15 protein-coding genes are annotated in these 16,851 nt (G+C 73.1%); 3 read left to right on the forward strand and 12 right to left on the reverse strand.

The genetic code is table 11. The features are described from left to right. Positions 1-7: 7 nt before the first annotated feature. Positions 8-385 carry a DUF742 domain-containing protein gene (locus ACIBF8_RS01285; RefSeq protein ID WP_030329021.1) on the forward strand — a complete coding sequence of 126 codons (378 nt, stop codon included), beginning with the start codon at positions 8-10 and terminating at the stop codon, positions 383-385. 1 nt (position 386) lies between these two features. Beyond that, positions 387-980 carry an ATP/GTP-binding protein gene (locus tag ACIBF8_RS01290; protein WP_007455465.1) on the forward strand — a complete coding sequence of 198 codons (594 nt, stop codon included), beginning with the start codon at positions 387-389 and terminating at the stop codon, positions 978-980. A 249-nt stretch (positions 981-1,229) separates the two neighbouring features. Here the strand turns inward: ACIBF8_RS01290 and ACIBF8_RS01295 are convergent, their stop codons facing one another. Both ACIBF8_RS01295 and ACIBF8_RS01300 read right to left on the reverse strand, forming a co-directional pair. After that, on the reverse strand, positions 1,230-3,671 hold the full coding sequence (locus ACIBF8_RS01295) for a transposase (RefSeq protein ID WP_396780694.1): 2,442 nt from the start codon (positions 3,669-3,671) through the stop codon (positions 1,230-1,232). Positions 3,672-3,710: 39 nt separating this feature from the next. After that, complete coding sequence (locus tag ACIBF8_RS01300) at positions 3,711-4,661, reverse strand: DNA primase (protein ID WP_396780327.1); 951 nt, start codon at positions 4,659-4,661, stop codon at positions 3,711-3,713. A 160-nt stretch (positions 4,662-4,821) separates the two neighbouring features. On the opposite strand from ACIBF8_RS01300, the gene ACIBF8_RS01305 reads away from it, so the two are divergent. Then, the gene (locus ACIBF8_RS01305) at positions 4,822-5,160 is read left to right on the forward strand and encodes a PadR family transcriptional regulator (protein WP_396780328.1); all 339 of its coding nucleotides are present in this window, start codon (positions 4,822-4,824) and stop codon (positions 5,158-5,160) included. Between the two features lie 17 nt (positions 5,161-5,177). Here ACIBF8_RS01305 and ACIBF8_RS01310 read toward each other — a convergent pair whose 3' ends face one another. The 10 genes from ACIBF8_RS01310 to deoC form a co-directional block, all read right to left on the reverse strand. Next, entirely contained in the window at positions 5,178-5,852 is a 675-nt protein-coding gene (locus ACIBF8_RS01310) for a permease prefix domain 1-containing protein (protein ID WP_396780329.1), read from the reverse strand. A 67-nt stretch (positions 5,853-5,919) separates the two neighbouring features. Beyond that, on the reverse strand, positions 5,920-7,710 hold the full coding sequence (gene cydC / locus ACIBF8_RS01315) for a thiol reductant ABC exporter subunit CydC (protein ID WP_396780330.1): 1,791 nt from the start codon (positions 7,708-7,710) through the stop codon (positions 5,920-5,922). Then, positions 7,707-9,383 (reverse strand): thiol reductant ABC exporter subunit CydD, encoded by a 1,677-nt coding sequence (gene cydD, locus ACIBF8_RS01320; RefSeq protein ID WP_396780331.1) that lies wholly within the window; start codon positions 9,381-9,383, stop codon positions 7,707-7,709. The genes cydC and cydD overlap by 4 nt, the downstream gene beginning before the upstream one ends. Then, entirely contained in the window at positions 9,380-10,387 is a 1,008-nt protein-coding gene (locus ACIBF8_RS01325; protein ID WP_396780332.1) for a cytochrome d ubiquinol oxidase subunit II, read from the reverse strand. Before ACIBF8_RS01325 ends, cydD begins: the two co-directional genes overlap by 4 nt. Positions 10,388-10,406: 19 nt before the next feature. Continuing rightward, positions 10,407-11,660 (reverse strand): cytochrome ubiquinol oxidase subunit I, encoded by a 1,254-nt coding sequence (locus ACIBF8_RS01330; protein ID WP_396780333.1) that lies wholly within the window; start codon positions 11,658-11,660, stop codon positions 10,407-10,409. Between the two features lie 188 nt (positions 11,661-11,848). Continuing rightward, positions 11,849-12,754, reverse strand: coding sequence for a M56 family metallopeptidase (locus ACIBF8_RS01335; RefSeq protein WP_396780334.1), 906 nt, complete (start codon positions 12,752-12,754; stop codon positions 11,849-11,851). A gap of 10 nt (positions 12,755-12,764) precedes the next feature. Beyond that, positions 12,765-13,238, reverse strand: coding sequence for a BlaI/MecI/CopY family transcriptional regulator (locus tag ACIBF8_RS01340; RefSeq protein WP_396780335.1), 474 nt, complete (start codon positions 13,236-13,238; stop codon positions 12,765-12,767). 319 nt (positions 13,239-13,557) lie between these two features. Then, positions 13,558-14,382 (reverse strand): aldehyde dehydrogenase family protein, encoded by an 825-nt coding sequence (locus ACIBF8_RS01345; protein ID WP_396780336.1) that lies wholly within the window; start codon positions 14,380-14,382, stop codon positions 13,558-13,560. Beyond that, positions 14,375-15,805: an aldehyde dehydrogenase family protein gene (locus tag ACIBF8_RS01350; RefSeq protein ID WP_396780337.1), complete on the reverse strand. Its 1,431-nt coding sequence runs from the start codon at positions 15,803-15,805 to the stop codon at positions 14,375-14,377. The genes ACIBF8_RS01345 and ACIBF8_RS01350 overlap by 8 nt, the downstream gene beginning before the upstream one ends. Positions 15,806-15,811: 6 nt before the next feature. Beyond that, a complete protein-coding gene (deoC, locus tag ACIBF8_RS01355) occupies positions 15,812-16,771 on the reverse strand; it encodes a deoxyribose-phosphate aldolase (protein WP_396780338.1) in 960 nt (319 codons plus the stop codon). Positions 16,772-16,851 lie beyond the last annotated feature (80 nt).

Genomic DNA, 16,851 nt, shown 5'->3' on the forward strand with positions numbered 1-16,851 from the left:
CGGCGAGATGGCCGATCGTGACGAACCGACCGGAGCGTTGGTCCGTCCATACGCCGTGACCCGTGGTCGCACCCGTCCCCGGCTCGACATCGCGCTGGAGGCGCTCGTCGAGACGACGGTGCGCGGCCGGGCCGCTGCCAATGGCAACGGCGGCCAGGGCCGCGAACACCAGTACATCGCCGCGCTGTGTGACGGACGCGTGCAATCGCTCGCGGAGATCGCGGCGCGGATGCAGCTCCCGCTCGGTGTGGCCCGGGTGCTCATCGCCGACATGGCGACGGACGGCCTGGTCGCGGTCCACGAGCCGACCATCCTGGACGACTCCGACGACGCGGTGGGCACTGAACTGCTGGAGAGGGTGCTGAGTGGACTTCGCAGGCTCTGACATGTCGCACCGCCCGCCGAACCCGAGCGGCCGCGTGACGTCGGCGAAGATCGTTATCGCCGGTGGATTCGGCGTCGGTAAGACGACGCTGGTCGGCTCGGTCTCGGAGATCACGCCGCTGACCACCGAGGCCATCATGACCTCCGCCGGCGTGGGCGTCGACGACACCCGGCAGGTGCCGGGCAAGACGACGACCACGGTGGCCATGGACTTCGGCCGGATCTCGATCGACCGTGACCTGATCCTGTACCTGTTCGGTACGCCGGGTCAGACCCGTTTCTGGTTCATGTGGGACGAACTGGTGCGGGGCGCGATCGGTGCGGTCGTGCTGGTGGACACTCGCCGGCTGGCCGACTGCTTCGCGGCGATCGACTTCTTCGAGCACCGACGCCTGCCGTACCTGGTGGCGATCAACTGCTTCGACGGGATGCAGTACCACGACCCGCAGGACGTTCGGGACGCCTTGGCGATCTCGAGCGACGTGCCGGTGGTGGCCTGCGACGCCCGTAACCGGGAGTCGACGAAGCACGTGCTGATCTCGCTGGTCGAGTACGTGCTGACCATGCGTCGTACGCGCGCCGTCGCCCCGGCCTGATCGTTAGGCTGCACGCCCGGTGGTGGCTCTGGTCGCCACCGGGCCCTGCACCCTGCCCGGGCGCGCTACGTCGCGCCGGCGCGTCCCCCTACGCCGTCTCCTGAAGGTCTCGGAAGCCGTCGGCGCCTGCACCCTGGGCCGTGGTTCTTCGGGGATCGTCGAGAGGCGGCGTTGCCGTGTCCCGGGGTTTGTGCCAATACGCGAGAGCGCCCTCAGTCAACTGACTGAGGGCGCTCTCGCGTGAGCGGATCAGGACTGGTAACCGGCCGAGCGGTACTCGTACTCCCGGTCGTCGTCGCGGTCCCCGTGGTCGCGGCTGAAGTCCCAGCCGCCGGCGGCCTCGCGACCGGGGCGACCACCCACCGCGAAACCGCCGATCTCCTGGCCGCGGCGCCAGCCGCGGAAGTAGCCGGTCGTGTTCTCCGCGAGGCTCGCCGCATCACGCACTATCCGCAATGGGCGCTCCTCGCGTAGCGGGGAACCAGGGACCAGGTTGGCCTGCGGCACGCGCTTCGGCAACCCGGCGTTGGTCTCGGCGCCCACCGCCGGGCGGGCGGCCTGCTCGGCGGCCTGCCACCCGGTGTCGGCCGTGGTCGACCAGTCCAGGTCGGACTCCTCGGCATGCCCGACGAACCAGGCCGACTTGGCCTGCGCGAAGATCAGCAGATCGCCGTCGCCCTCGTCGGCGACCGGCGGTGGCCGGTGCTCCATCGGCGGCGGCCGGTGCTCGACCGGGGGCGGTGGCCGGTGTTCGGCGGCGCGCTCGGTGCGGGCGGCGGCCCGACCGTTGCGAGCGGCCTGCTCCCGGTCGACCAGACGCAGCGGGGGTGTCTCCAGGTGCTGGTCGGCAGCAGGGTTGAGCCCTTCGCGCAGCGCCCGGTCGGCCAGCGGCGGCGGCTCCACCAACCGCAGCATGGGTGGCTCCTGCGGCAGATCGTCCGCCAACCAGGGCGGAGTGACCCGACCATCCGCACGACCCGGGTCGGTCGGGGCGTCGACGCCCCGGTTGCCGCCGTACGAGTAGGCCACCGGGTTGTTCGGCGAGCTGTCGGACGGATCCTCCGGGTTGTTGACCAGGGGCCAGTTGGCACGGGATCCGGGCGGTGCGGTCTCCTGACCGGGCCGGGGGGTCGGCACCGGAATGCTGAGATCGGTGGCGCTGAACCCGCCGGTGGGCGGCTCGTCGACCGGTCGTTGCAGGTGACTCGGCCGGGGCTCGCCGTTGGTCTTGGGTCGGGGCGGGATGACGGTGCGCTGCCGCTCGGCCCGCGCGTTGTTGATCGCGGCCGTGGTCAGCGTCGGCCGGAACGGCTCGCCGGCCTCGGCCGGAGGCACCATGCCGCGCTGCGCCGGCGCGATCGGGGTGATGCCGGGCGGTGGGGGTGGCGGCGAGGACACCGGTCGATTGGTCGGACCGTCGATCCGGCTGGGGGCCGACTCGGTACGTCCGGGCAACGTGGACGCCGGCGGACCAGCCGCCGCCGGGGTCATCGGCGCGGGTGCGACCGGCGGCGGCGTGACCGGAGCCGGGGCGACCGGCGGCGGCCCGAGCGGACGGGGCGATGCCAGCGGCGCGTTGCCCGGGACCGGCTCGGGGCGGCTGCGCCGCCCGGCGGCGGGTGCCGGGTCGGCGGCGGCCGGAGCGGGCCGAACCGACCGCAGCCCGGCGCTCGTGCCGGCCAGCCCGGTCAGCCCGGCGTTGGTGCCGGCCAGACCGGTCAGCTCACCGACGGACTCGCCACGGCGGGCAGCGGCACGGCGGCCGGGTGCCTGCACCGGCGTGCTGACCCGTGAGCTGAGCGCGCTGACCAGCGCCTCACACCCGGCGTCGCAGGCCCGTACGGAGGCGACGGCCTGGCGGACCGTCTCGGCCACCGCGGACGTGAGCGCCCGGTTGACCGCGGCCCGGCGCGGTGTCTCGGAGATGGCGACCCGCAGCGCGGTGACCGCCTCGTTGATCTCATCGGCGTCGGCGACCCCGTCCGCGGCGAGGTGCGCGGCGATGGCGTCCGCCGCGACCGACACCTCGCGGCCCCGGGCCACGGTGCCGCCGAGCATGCCCGGCTCGGGCAGCGCGTCCAGCACCGCCAGCGAGACCGGCTCGGCCGGATCCGGGTACGCGCGCAGGGCGGCCGGGTACAGCTCCCGCAGAACCTCCCGCAGCGCCACGGCGGCGGAGTGTCGACCACTGGCCAACGCGGCGTGCGCGGAGAGCACCTGCTTGTAGCCGGCGAGGTCCCGGGGTGCCGGCAGGGTGACGGCGGAGAGCGCACCCGCCTGCAACGCGCGGGCCAGGCCGACCGCCCGTCGTTCGGCCGGGGGTGACTGCATCTCCTCAAGGGAGTCGTCATCGGCGAATCGCTCGGCGAAATCGTCCACCGAGTCGTCGTCGGCGATCGCCAGGGGTCGCCCCGCCGCGCTCAGCAGCGAGGTGACCGTGTGGTCGTCGCTGTCGGCGGCGATGGCCGCACCGCTCGGCCCGCCCGACCGCTCCACGAGCAGCGCGACGAGCTGGGCGTAGCCAGCGGCGTCATCGCTGATCTCGCAGACATGCAGCAGACGGCCTGCGTCGTCGACCACAGCGGACGTCAGCGTCGAGCCGGCGGAGGCCGGTCGGTCAGCCGGATCCGCCGAGGCCAGACCGCAGTAAACGCGCACGAGCGCCACGGCGTCGTCCTCCTCCCGGGACAGGTCTTTCCTCTGCCAGCAACTGATGCTCCCCGGTACGGGTCAGTCGCGCCAGTCCACGACCGCAGAGATCTTGCCGACAATGGTGCGCCAACCCAAACTCGCGGTCTGCGCGCCGATCTTCTTCAGCCGCCGGCGACCCATGAAAGCGCCGATCCCACCGTTGGCGGTGGCCCGCAGCGCCTCGTCCAGGTCGTCGAGGCTGGAGCCGGCGGAGAGCATGTCGAGTACCGCAGGCAGCCGCAATGCGTACGAGATGTCCCGCGCGACCTCGCCGGCCTCGATCAGCAGGGTCGAGTCCCAGGTGTCGTGGCCGCCGCGCAGGTTCTCCACGACCAGGTCGAGCTCGTAGGTGTCCTCGTCGAGCGGCGCGATATCCGCCGGCTCCACCCGTTCGGACAATTCATTCCAGCTGTCCAGTTGGGACAGATCGTTGGGCGCACCGGACCGGATGAAACTGACGAGCGACTCGGGGGTCTTGAACAGCAGCAGCTTGCCCCGGTTGCTGAGGAAGACCGGCACCTCCTCGTCGTCCGCCTCGTCGGTGGCGTCCTCGTCCGCCTCGTCGGTGTCGGTGTCGGCGGCGTCACGGCGGCGCCGCGTCGACTCGTCGTCCTCGGCGGCGAACTCCTCGGCCAGCTCCTCGTCGAGGATGACGACGGTCTCGTCGTCCTCCTCCTCTTCGACCGCCTGGCGGCGGGCGAGGAACGGGTCGTCCTGGTCGCGCTCGGTGACGTCGGTCGGGGTCAGCGAGCTGGCCGGCCGGTACGCCCGCAGCGTGAAGCCGGTGCCGGCGGGCAGCGCGATCTCCACTGGATCGATGCGCAGCTCGTCCCAGAGCGAACGGTCGACCGAGGCCGACGGACGGTCGGTCTCCTCGGTCTCATCTGGCTCGGCGGCGCCGGTGGTGTCGTCGAGCTCGGGCTCGTCGGCGTCGGGCCGTTGGGGCGACTGGCGGGCCACGCTGACCTCCGTGTGCTTCGGGTTGCCCACCCGCCGGGGTCTCTGACCGACGAGTGACTCTGGGCACATACCCTAGTCGGCGGCCCTGGGTGACCGATGCCCGCACCCCGGTGGCCGGTTGGCGCACGGGTCCGACCTGCGGGTGGTCACCGGTGGCGAACCGGCTGTTCGACAAGTAGCGTAGCTACGCATGAAGGCCCAGGCGCTGCACGGCCATCTCGACGCTCTGCTGCTCGCCGTCCTCGAACAGGGCGCGCTGCACGGCTACGCGATCATCGAAGCGCTCCGCGCGCGCAGTGACGGCAGTCTGGATCTGCCCACCGGCACCATCTATCCGGCGCTCCGTCGCCTGGAACGCGCCGGCCACGTGGCGAGCAGCTGGAGCACCGTCAACGGCCGGGAACGGCGGACGTACCAGCTGACCGACTCCGGCCGGCGGGCGCTGGCGGGGGAGCGCGCCGGGTGGCACGAGTTCCAACTGACCGTCGGCCGATTCCTCGACCCCGGCAGCCCGCCCAGCCCGGCGTGACCCTCGCCGGCCGCCGATCAGCGGGCGCTGGCCAGCAGCCAGCTGCGCGCCGCGCGGGTCAGCGAGAAGTACGCGCCGCCCACCAGCACCGCACCGATGATCATCGGGGGCCAGCGCAGCGCCGCGTCCCAGAGAGTGAGCGACCAGCTGAAGAGGGCGCAGCCGGTCAGCATGGCGAGGGCCAGCAGGCCGGTCAGGCCGGCACCCACCGCGCGTTGCGCCAGGGCCAGGCCGGGCCGTGGCGCACGGGCGCTCGCCCAGACCACCAGCAGACCGGCCACCGAGAGCGCCAGCGTGCCCAGCCAGATCCAGTCGACCGAGTTGGAGAGCAGCAGGTAGCCGGCGGGCGGGCGGGGGCCGTCGCTCCAGCTGGCCCCTCGCCAGGTCAGGTCGCCGGCGGCCACCCCCACCCCGGCGACCGCCAGCATCCGCAGGGAGAGCCCGCGCAGGGCGCCCACCGCCAGCTCGGCCTGCCAGGACGGGAGCACCTGCGCCGGCGAACCGAACTCGACCACCGCCCGGCGCTGCGCCTCGGTGGGTGGCACACCGCTCTCGCGGTACGCCTCGACGGCGTCCAGCAGCCCGTGCCGGGCCTCGGTGAGCAGGTCGGACTTGAGTCGCGCCGGCCCCTGCAACCGAGCGGCCAGCTCCCGCAGGTGCTCGTCGACCACCACATCCTCACCGCGCTGCATGGCACCACCCTGCCACGTCGGCACGGCGCTGACGTCGGGGAGAACCCTGGTCCGTCCCCGAGCACGGTCAGGGGGCGAGCGCCAGATAACCCCGTTCGGCGGCGGCCTGGATCAGCCACTGGTCCCGGTACCAGCCCGGAGCGGCGACCAGCTCGGCGTGCCGACCGCGCTGGATCACCCGGCCACCGTCCAGGACCACGATCTCGTCCAGCTCGGCCAGTCCGCTGAGCCGGTGGCTGATCAGCAGCACCGAGTGCCCGGCCGGGGTGGCGGCGAGGGCGGAGGCGAGCACCGCGTCCGCGGCGGCCGGGTCGAGCCCTTCGGTGGGCTCGTCCAGCACCAGCACCGGCGGCGCGGCGAGCAGGGCCCGGGCCAGTGCCAGTCGCTGCCGCTGGCCGCCGGAGAGCTGGCCGCCCTCCTCGCCGACCAGCGTGCCCCAGCCCGCCGGCTGGGCGCGGACCCAGTCCAGCAGGCCGGCGGCGGCCATGGCCCCGGCCAGCTCCTCCTCGCCCGCCCCGGCTCGCCCGAGCAGCAGGTTCTCCCGCACGGTGGCGTGGAACACGTACGCCTCGGCCAACAGCCCGCCGACCGCGCGGGGCAGCGCCTCCTCGGCGTACGCCCAGAGGTCGTGACCGTCCAGGGTGACCCGGCCGGACACGGGCCGGACGGTGCCGGTCAGCACGGCGGCCAGGGTGCTCTTGCCGGCGCCGCTCGGGCCGACGACCGCGATCCGGCGCCCGGCCGGCAGGTCCAGGCTGACGCCGTCCAGGGCCGGCACCGCGCCGGCCCGGTACCGCACGGTCACGTCGACGAAGCGCAGCTCGTGCGGGCCAGCCAGGGCCGTCATCCCCTCCGTGGCGTTGGGGGTCGGCGTGTCGGCGTCGAGCAGTGCGGCCACCCGGGCCAGGCCGGGCCGCAGCTGCGTCCACTGGCGGGCCGCCGTGAGCAGCGCCAGCGTGACCTCGACGGCGGCCAGTGCGCCGACGGCCAGGACACCCACCAGCACCCCCGACACGTCGGCGGCGAGGGCGACCAGCACCACCGCGGCGGCGGTCACGCCGGCGGTCAGCACGCCGACCGCGTCCACCGCGAATCCGGTGGCGGCCAGCCGACGTTCCAGCCGGGCCAGTCGGTGGGCACGCCGCTCGGCGGCGCGCAGCGTGGTGTCGGTCGCCCCGAACGCGGCCAGGTCGGCGGCGCCGTGGGTGAGGTCGATCGCGTCGGTGGCCAGCGCACCCCGCAGCGGGGCCACCTCGGCCGCGCTGCGGCGGGTGACGACGGTGGCGAGCGCGGGTAGCGCGACGCCGGCAACCAGGAGCCCGACGGCGAGTACGCCGGCGGCCGGTGGTGAGATCAGCGCCGCCACGGCGACCGCCAGCACACCGACCAGGGCCGCGGCCGAGCCGGGGACCAACACCCGCAGCAACAGGTCCTGGACGGCCTCCACGTCGGAGACCAGCCGGCTCAGCACGTCCCCCGAGCGGTGTGTGGCACCGCGGCGGGCCGCCAGAGTGGTGAAGACCCGGGCCCGGACATCGGTGATCATGCGGAGCACCGCGTCGTGCCCGGCGAGCCGTTCGGTGTAGCGGAACACGCCCCGGCTGATGGCCAGTGCCCGGACCGCGACGATCGCCACGGTGAGGCGGTCCAGCGGAGGCTGACCGGCGGCGCTCATCAGCAGCCAGGTGGCGGTGGCCATCAGGGCGAGCCCGGCGAACTCGGTGGCGGCCGCCAGCAGCCCGGCTCCGACCAGGCGGCCCAGGTACGGTCGGGCCAGTCGAAGCACCGCCCGCTCGGCGGCCACCCGCCCGGTCGGTGGTCCGCCAGCTTCCGCCTCCGGCCCGTGTTCCGCGTTCATCGGGCGGCCTTCCCGGTCGGTTCGGGCGTCAACTCGGTGACCCGACCGTCCTCGACGCGCAGGATCCGGTCGGCGTCGGCGAGCAACGCCGGTCGGTGCGCGACCAGCAGCGCGGTCCGTCCGGCGACCAGGCGACGGGTGGCGTCGAGCACCACCGCCTCGGCCGCCGTGTCGAGTCGGGCGGTGGGTTCGTCGAGCAGCACCACCGGGGCGGCACGCAGGAACGCGCGGGCCAGCGCCACCCGCTGTCGCTGGCCGCTGGACAGCCCGTGCCCGCGTTCGCCGAGCAGGGTTTCCAGGCCGTCCGGCAGGCCGGCCACCACGTCGTCCAGGGCGGCGCCGTGCACCGCGGCGGCGAGTGCGTCGGCCGGGGTGTCCGGTGCGCCGAGGCGGATGTTGTCGGCCAGCGAGGCGGCGAAGAGGTGCGCCCGCTGCGGCACCCAGGCGAGCTGCCGACGCCAGGCGTCCGGGTCGGCGGTGGCGAGGTCGACCCCGTCCACGATGATCCGGCCGCTGGTCGGGGTCACGAAGCCGAGCAGCAGGCCGAGCAGGGTGCTCTTGCCGGCGCCGCTGGGTCCGATGATGGCGATCCGTTCGCCGGGCCGAATGGTCAGGGTCACGTCGCGCAGCGCGGTGGTCCGCTCGTACGCCACGGTCACCCCCTCGAACCGGATCTCGGCCCGTGCATCCGGGGCGGAAGCGCCCTCGGCGGCCCGGGGCGGGGCGGGTGCGGCGGAGACGGTCAGCGCCTCGTCCAGCGCGGCCAGCCCCTCCATGCTGGCGTGGAAGCGGCTACCGGCGGCCCGCAGCGGCAGGTACGCCTCCGGGGTGAGCAGCAGCACCAGCAGCGCGGTCTGCAGGGCCAGCCCGCCGCCGAGCAACCGGATGCCGACCGGCACCGCGACCAGCGCCACCGAGAGGGTGGCGACCAGCTCCAGCACCAGCGCGGAGAGGAACGCGATCCGCAGCGTCTTCATGGTGGCGACCCGGTGACCGTCGGCCATCCGGCGCACCACGTCGGTCTGTGCCCGCGCCCGCCCGAACGCGCGCAGCGTGGGCAGCCCGGCGACCATGTCCAGGAAGTGCCCGCCGAGCAGCGCGAGCCGTCGCCACTGCCGTTCGGTGGCGGCCTGCGCCTGCCAGCCGAGCAACGCGCCGAAGACCGGGATCAGCGGCAGGGTCAGCGCGATGATCACCGCCGAGCTCCAGTCGGCGAAGACGACCCGGGCCAACACCGCCAACGGCACCGTCACGCTCAGCACCAGCTGCGGCAGGTACCCGGTGAAGTACGCGTCCAGCGCGTCCAACCCACGCCCGGTCAGGGTGGCGATCTCGCCGGCCCGCTGCCCGGCCACCCATCCGGGCCCGTGCCGGCCCACCGCCCCGAGCAGGTCGGCCCGCAGCGTGGCCTTGACCGTGGCGGCGACCCGCGCGGAGACCGTGCCCTGCGCCCAGACCAGGGCCGAGCGGGCGGCGACCGCGACCACGAAGCCGGCCAGCGCCGGTCGATCCAGCCGCCCGTCGATGGCGGCGGCCAGCACCGCCGCGAGCGCGGTGGCCTGCGCCACGATCAACCCGGCGGCGAGCACGCCCAGGACCGCGAGCACGGCGAGATCGCCCCGGGCCGCGGGGACCCGGCGCAGCAGACGCGGGTCGAACGGACGGCGGCTCACCAGTACACCGGTGCCCTGCCGTCGGTCCGTCCTCGGAAAACCCACCAGCACATCGCCTGGAAGCCTAGTAGGGCCGGAAGTAGCGGCAGCGCCACCCAGCCGAGGAGCCGCAGCGTCGGCGCGCTGGCGGCGGCGTCGGCGACCAGCAACGAGGCGTCCGGGTCGGTCGTGGACACCAGCACGTAGGGCCAGAGAGCGGCCCCGACCAGCACCACCGGCAGCGCCAGGGCCGTGCCGGTGGCGACCAGAGCCCACCCCGGTCGCCGCCGCGCCAGCGCCGCGCGGGCCGCCAGCAGCGCCGCCACGAGCAGCACCGGCAGGAGTACGGCCACCGCCGGCCGCTGCACGGCGTCGCGTACCCGGGTGGAGAGCAGGCCCACGACGGTGGCCAGGGCGACCGCGGTGAGGGCCACCGGCACCAGCCGGCGGGCCGTACGGCCGACCACGGCGGCGGCCTCGGCCGACAGGCGCAGGGCGAGGAAGGTCGCGCCGTGCACGGCGACCAGGGCGAGCATGGCCAACCCGGCGGCGGCCGCGAACGGGGTGGCCAGGTGCGTCACGCCAGCGACGTGCCCGTCGGCCTGCAGGGGCACGCCCTGCAACAGTGCGGCGAGCAGCACACCCCAGCCCAGCGCGGCGAGAGCGCTGCCGATCACCACGACGCGGTCCCAGCGGGCGCGCATCCGCTCGTCGCCGGGCCGGCTGCGCAACTGCACCCCGACGGTGACCAGGATGACGCCGACCAGGGCGCCGACGACGGCCGGATAGCAGCCGGCGAGCAGTTCGCCCTCCAGGAGCGGGAACGCGCCGAAGAGGATGCCCACGGCGGCCACCAACCAGACCTCGTTGCCGAGGAAGAACGGACCGAGGGCGTTGAGCGCCTCTCGCCGTCCAGCCGGACCGCCACCGCGGGCGAGCAGCAGCCCGACGCCGTAGTCGTAGCCGGCGAGCACCAGGTAGCCGGCGATGAAGAGGCCGAGCAGGGCGTACCAGGCGAGATCCACGGTCTTCTCCTCGGGTGGCTCAGATGAGGGCGGGTTCGGGGTGGGCCGGTGCGCTGGGCGGTGCCGGTGGTCGCCCGAGCGCCGGGTCGGCCGCGCCGCGTCTGGCGTGCCGGGCGAGCAGCACCCAGTTGGTGACGGCGAGGGTGCCCAGCAGCAGGCTGAACCCGATCAGCGAGGCGAGCATCAGCGGTGCGCCGACCGGGGAGACGGCCTGCTCGGTGGGGAGCAGCCCGTACGCCACCCAGGGCTGGCGGCCGACCTCCCGGGAGATCCAGCCGAGGATCACCGCGATGAACGGCAGCGGCAGGCCGAGCAGGATCAGCCAGAGCGGGAAGCGCAACCGGATGATCCAGTCCCGGAAGAGCAGCGGAAGAAGCAGCCAGACGCAGCCGAGGGTGAAGCCGATCAGGATCATGAAACCCAGCCCGACGCTGGCCAGCACCGGTGGGGTGTAGTCGCCGGGGCCGAACCGCGTGGTCCACTCGGTGATCAGCGCCTGGGCCTCCGGGCTGTCCCCGCCGAACTTGGTCGGCTGCACCCCGCCGACCGGGCCGAACTGGGCGAAGCCGAAGCCCTGCACCATCGTGATCGCCAGTGCGGCGGTGACCAGGCCGATCCGCAGCGAGGTGCGGAAGAGCACGAAGTCGGGGGTGCGACGGATCAGGTGCCCGGCGCTGACCGCCGCCATCAGCATTCCGCCGACCAGCAGCGCCGCCGAGACCACGTGCCCGAAGGCCATGCCGAGGCTGGGGTTGGTGAGCAGCGCGCCGAAGTCGGTGAGGTGGGCGATCCCGTCGCGGACCTCGTAACCCACCGGGTTCTGGAGCCAGGAGTTGGCCACCATGATCCAGAAGGCCGAGGCGTACGCGGTGATCGCTACGCCCCAGAGCAACGCGAGGTGGACGCCCTTGCGGAGCCGGTGCCAGCCGAAGATCCACATTCCGAGGAAGGTGGACTCCAGGAAGAACGCCACAAGCGTCTCGATGGCCAGGGGCGCCCCGAAGACGTTGCCGACGTAGCGCGACAGGCCACTCCAGTTCAGCCCGAACTGGAATTCCATGACGATCCCGGTGGCGATGCCGAGCACGTAGTTGATCACGTAGAGCTGGCCCCAGTAGCGCGTCAGCCGCTCCCACTTCGGGTTGCCGGTGAGCACCCAGGCGGTCTGCATGCCGACCAGCAGGGTGACCAGGCCGAGCGTGACGACTACGAACAAAAAGTGGATCGAGGTCGTGGTGGCGAACTGCAGGCGGGCGAGGAGCAACGTGTCCATGACCAGCCCTCCGTAGGTTGGCTCCCTTGTCGTAGCCACCCTACACGTAGGTTATCTACATGTCTGTCTACTACGCAGCGTCGTAGGAAATGCTACTACGATGCGTAGTAGATCTCGGAGGGTGAGTGCGATCTAGCGGGGCGGGGTCCGGCTCGCGCCACACGCAGGGCGGCGACGCCCGCTGGGCGTCAGCTCAGGAACAGGGTGACCGGCAGGGCGACCAGGGTGGTGGCGACCGCGAGGGCGGTGGCCCCGAGCACCCGCGGCGGCCGGTCACTGACCAGCAGACGCTGCACCCGTACGTCCAGATCCCGGTCGCCCATGCCCAGCGCGCCGGCCGGGGTGATCCGGTGACCGGCGGCGGCGAACCGGCGCAACGCCCCCGCCAACGGCGCCTCGGCGTGCAGCTCACGGGCCTTGTCGTCGGCGCGCATCTCGACCAGCAGGGCGACCCGCTCGTGCGCGTCGCGCACCCAACCGAACCAGGGCAGCGCCCGGCACAGCGCGGTGAACGGCAACAGCACCAGGTCGTGCCGCTCGTGGGCGTGCGCACGCTCGTGGCTGAGCACCGCGGCCAACTCGGCCCGGTCCAACAGACTCAGGGTGCCGGCGCTCACCACCACCTGCGGCTTCACACCCGGCAGGCAGTACGCGGCGGCGCTCGGATGATCCAGCACCAGCGCCCCCGGAGCCGCCGGGTCGTTCCGGGCGACCAGGGAGAGCAGGTCCCGGTGGCGACGCTGGGCGCGGACCGTGCCGTGGATGCTGCGGACCGTCGTCGTGACCAGCACCGCCCCGATGCCGAAGCCCACGCCGACGCCGGCCAGGTGGAAGGTGCCCACCCCGATCGGCAGGGTGCCGTGGGCGAGGTCGTCGGCCAGGGCGAGCAGTGCGCTACCGGTCGGCCGGTCGTACGCGCTCAACCCGAGCGCCATCGGCAGGCCCATCGCCGAGAGGCCCAGCGCCAACCCGACGGCCTGCCAGCAGACGATCGCCACCCGGGGGCTACGCCACGTCCAGGTCGAACGGGCCAACACCTGGGCGGTCAGATAGCAGGCCAGCATCGTGGCGGCGAAGTGCACGGCGTAGGCCATGGCGCGCGCCCTACCGCTCCGCTGCCTCGCCGGCGGGTCGTCGGCCCGCCGGCCCGTCCACCCGATCGGTCAACGCGTCGGCCCCGCCCGCGTCAGCGCCGGTGGAGCCCGGCCCGGTCAGGCCGGCCTCGCTGCCCAGGGCCGCCCGCAACACCTCGGCCTCGGTGCCGGTCACCGAGCGGGCGAATCGCACCAGCGCGGCGTCCCGGCTGCCACCCAGGTCGAGGGCGTCGAGCATGAGCTGGGCGATGTGCGCCTCGCGGCTGGCCGCCGGCCGGTACCGCCAGGCCCGGCCCTCCCGCTCCCGCTGCACCATGCCCTTGCCGGCGAGCCGGTCCAGCACGGTCATCACCGTGGTGTACGCCAGCTCACGGCCATCGAGCGCGTCGGCCACCTCGCGCACGGTCACACCGTCCGACGTGCCGGGAACCACGTCCCACAGCACGTCCATCACCGCACGCTCAAGATCGCCCAACCGAGTCACACGTCAATCCTACCCCCCGTAGTAGACCCCGCCCCGCGCCCGTCCCGCCGCCCCGCCGTCCCGCCGCTCATGATCCGCACAAGAACAGGGATGTTGCTGCCTCCAACGCCCCGGAAGCAGCAACATCCCGCAAGTTGCGCAGATCTTGGCCGCGCCCGATCGGGCAACCCGACGTCGGGTAGGACCCGCGAGACGCAGCCCCCGTACGGACCCGGCCCACGTCAGGTTTTCCGGGGGAGCCCGCCCATGCAGGGATCAAGCCTGACCGCCCGGAGTGGGCGGGCTCCCCCGGAAAACCCCCAAGGCCGAGCAGAGACGATCACACCCCCTTCGGGTGCCACACCGTCTTCGTCTCCAACAGCGCCGTCATCCGATCCAGGCCCGGATCGACCGACCAGTCGTGGTCGGCCGGGGCCGGTCGCAGCACCCGCTTGAGGTTCTCGGCCGCCTTGACCTCCAGGTCGGTGGCGAGCGCGGCGTCGGTGACTCCGGTCAGGTCGATCGCGTTGACGTCCATGTGCGCGGCCAACGTCGGCGCGGTCTCGGTGATCGCGCCGGTGAGGATGTTGACGACCCCGCCGGGCAGGTCGGAGGTGGCCAGCACCTCGGCCAGCGTCACCGCCGCCAGCGGCTCGGCGGGGGAGGCCGCCACCACCACGGTGTTGCCGGTGACGATCGCCGGGGCGATCACGCTGACCAGGCCGAGCAGCGCCGGGCGCTCCGGGGCGACCACCGCGACCACACCGGTCGGCTCGGGGGCGGAGATGTTGAAGTACGGGCCGGCGACCGGGTTGGCGCCGCCGTGCACCTGGGCGAGCTTGTCGGCCCAGCCGGCGTACCAGACCCAGCGGTCGACCGCGGCGTCCACCTGGTCGCCGGGGATGCCCAGGGCGACGAACTGCTCGCGGCGGCCCTCCAGCATCTCGGCGGCCCGGTAGAGGATCTGACCCCGGTTGTACGCGGTCGCGCCGGCCCAGCCCTTGACGGCGGCGCGGGCGGCGACCACCGCGTCCCGGGCGTCCTTGCGGGAGGCCAGTGACACATTCGAGGACTGCACGAGATACGACCGTCCCGACTCGCTGCGCGGGAACTTCCCGCCGATGAAGAGCTTGTACGTCTTGCGTACCGCGACCCGCTCAGACATTGAGGTAACCCTCCAGCCCGTGCCGGCCGCCCTCGCGACCGTAGCCCGACTCCTTGTACCCACCGAACGGCGAGGTGGGGTCGAACTTGTTGAAGGTGTTGGCCCAGACGACGCCGGCGCGCAGCCGGTCGGCCATCCACAGGATCCGGGAGCCCTTGTCGGTCCAGATCCCCGCCGACAGCCCGTACGGCGTGTTGTTGGCCTTCTCCACGGCCTCGGCCGGGGTGCGGAAGGTGAGCACCGACAGCACCGGCCCGAAGATCTCCTCGCGGGCGATCCGGTGGGCCTGGGTGACGCCGGTGAAGATCGTGGGCGCGAACCAGAAGCCCCGGTCGGGCAGGTCGCACGGCGGCGACCAGCGCTCGGCGCCCTCGGCCGAGCCAGCGTCGGACAGCTCGCGGATCCGCTCCAACTGGGCGGCCGAGTTGATCGCGCCGACGTCGGTGTTCTTGTCCAGCGGGTCGCCGACCCGGAGCTGGGCCATCCGGCGCTTCAGCGACTCCAGCACCCGGTCGGCCACGTTCTCCTGGACCAGCAGCCGGGAGCCGGCGCAGCACACGTGCCCCTGGTTGAAGAAGATGCCGTTGACGATGCCCTCGACGGCCTGGTCGACGGGGGCGTCGTCGAAGACAATGTTGGCGGCCTTGCCACCCAGCTCCAGGGTGAGCTTCTTGCGGGTGCCGGCGACCGACCGGGCGATGGCCCGGCCGACCTCGGTGGAGCCGGTGAAGGCGACCTTGTCCACGCCGGGGTGCTCGACCAGCGACCGGCCGGTGTCGCCGGCGCCGGTGAGGATGTTGACCACACCGGCCGGCAGGTCGGCCTGCTGGCAGATCTCGGCGAAGAGCAGCGCGGTCAGCGGGGTGGTCTCGGCCGGCTTCAGCACCACGGTGTTGCCCGCGGCGAGCGCCGGGGCGATCTTCCAGGCCAGCATGAGCAGCGGGAAGTTCCACGGGATGACCTGCGCGGCCACGCCGATCGGCTGCGGGTTGGGCCCGAAGCCGGCGTGACCCAGCTTGTCGGCCCAGCCCGCGTAGTAGAAGAAGTGCGCGGCGACCAGCGGCAGGTCGACGTCGCGGCTCTCCCGGATCGGCTTGCCGTTGTCCAGTGATTCCAGGACGGCCAGTTCGCGGGAGCGCTCCTGGATGAGCCGGGCGATCCGGTACAGGTACTTCGCCCGGTCCCGGCCCGGCATCGGACCCCAGACCTTGTCGTACGCCTTCCGGGCGGCGCGGATTGCGCGCTCCACGTCGGCCGCGCCGGCCTCGGCGACCTCGGCCAGCACCTCCTCCGAGGCGGGGTTGATCGACTTGAAGCTGCCGCCGTCGGTCGGGTCGACGAACTCACCGTCGACGAACAGCCCGTACGAGGGTTTGAGGTCCACCACCGAGCGGGACTCGGGGGCGGGGGCATATTCGAACATCGGCTATCAGTCCAGGGTGAAGTAGTCGGGACCGGAATAGGTGCCGGTCGTCAGCTTGGTGCGCTGCATCAGCAGGTCGTTGAGCAGGCTGGACGCGCCGAAGCGGAACCAGTCCGGGTCGAGCCAGTCGGCGCCGACGGTCTCGTTGACCATCACCAGATACTTGATCGCGTCCTTGGTGGTCTTGATGCCACCGGCGGGTTTCACGCCCACCTGCCGCCCGGTCGCCGCGCGGAAATCGCGGACCGCCTCCAGCATCACCAGGGTCACCGGCATGGTCGCCGCGACCGGGACCTTGCCGGTGGAGGTCTTGATGAAGTCGCCGCCGGCCAGCATGGCCAACCAGGAGGCCCGTCGGACGTTGTCGTAGGTGGCCAGCTCGCCGGTCTCCAGGATCACCTTGAGGTGGGCTGCCCCGCAGGCTTCCTTGGTGGCCACGATCTCGTCGTAGACCTCCTTGTACCGCCCGGCCAGGAACGCACCCCGGTTGATCACCATGTCGATCTCGTCCGCGCCGGCCGCGACGGCGGCCCGGGTGTCGGCCAGCTTGATCTCCAACGGCGCCTGACCCGACGGGAAGGCGGTCGCCACGCTGGCCAGGTGCACGGCACTTCCGCGCAGCACCTCGGCCACGTGGGGGACCATCGCCGGGTAGACGCAGACCGCGCCGACATGCGGGCAGGACGGGTCCGCCGGGTCCGGGCGCAGCGCCTTCGCGGCGAGCGCGCGCACCTTGCCCGGGGTGTCCGCCCCTTCCAAGGTGGTCAGGTCGACCATCCGGATCGCCAGGTCGATCGCCTGGGCCTTGGCGGTGGTCTTGATGGAGCGGGTGCCGAGCTGTGCCGCCCGCTGCTCCGCGCCGACCTGGTCCACGCCGGGCAGGCCGTGCAGGAAGGTCCGCAGAGCGGTCTCGGATCGTCCCAGCTCGGAGAGCTCCGACCGGGCCGACGTCGTTGTCGCCGTCATGCCGAGAAGTCTACGCACCGGACGGCTGAGTGATCTTGCTCACGACGGCTCGGGTGACGCTTCGGCGTGAGCGACGTCCC

It is taken from the genome of Micromonospora sp. NPDC050276 (assembly GCF_044459545.1).
Lineage (GTDB): Bacteria > Actinomycetota > Actinomycetes > Mycobacteriales > Micromonosporaceae > Micromonospora.